The organism is Clostridium sp. DFI.1.208 (assembly GCF_024463855.1).
In the GTDB taxonomy this organism is placed as follows: Bacteria; Bacillota_I; Bacilli_A; order Erysipelotrichales; family Erysipelotrichaceae; genus Clostridium_AQ.
Genome location: NZ_JANGCA010000166.1, coordinates 1 through 814, shown reverse-complemented (window position 1 = coordinate 814; position 814 = coordinate 1). Strand labels below are relative to the sequence as shown.

The 814-nt window shown below is 48.5% G+C and carries 1 protein-coding gene; it reads left to right on the top strand.

All coding sequences use genetic code 11. The features are described from left to right. Positions 1 to 814: ZmpA/ZmpB/ZmpC family metallo-endopeptidase-related protein (locus NE665_RS23840; protein WP_347285939.1), on the top strand; the 814-nt coding region annotated here is incomplete at both ends.

Genomic DNA, 814 nt, shown 5'->3' with positions numbered 1-814 from the left:
CGATATCCTTCAAAACGGGACGTATGTGATCCGAAGCATCGATGTACAGGGAAGCGTGCTGGAGGAGCATGAACAGGTGGTGGAAGGACTGGCAGACCTGTATGTGGAAAAGACAGCGCAGGGAGGACTGACCTTGTATGGTCGAATGGAAAACACAGATCATATATCAGTTACTTTCAAAGAAAAGAAGGAGGCTGTAAAGGTCGAGAAGCAGGAGAACGGCTTGTATCAGGGGAGCTATATGCCGAAGGAAAACGGAAGCTATGTGTTCCAGAGCGAAGCGGCGGATGATGCACCTCTTGGCATGACCGCAACCTATGAAGTGACCGATATAACGGAACAGCCGAAGGAAGAACCGAAGAAAGAAGAACAGTCGGAAGTGAAGGAGATCCATATCACAAATGAACAGGGCCTGAAGGATATCGCCAAAGCACCGGATAAGACGTATATCCTGGACAGCGATATCACGGTGACCGCTGATTCTATCATGGTGGAAAAAGAATTCACAGGGACATTGGAAGGGAACGGTCATGTGATCAAGGGCTTGAAGCAGCCGCTGTTCACTTCATTGAATAAAGCAGCAATAAGGAATGTAAATCTAAGTAGTGAGATCAGCAGTACCAGTAATTCAGCAGCGCTGGCAGTAAATGCAAAGGATACGAAAATCGATGGAGTGGGGATACTGGTGAAGATAGCATCACAGCGATCCGCTTCCGGTATGCTGGTCAGTGCAGCGAATACGAGTATCGGAAATAGCTATGTGAGCGGGGAAATCACAGGGGAAGCAGGAGCTTCCGGTTTTGTCGTCTCCGGA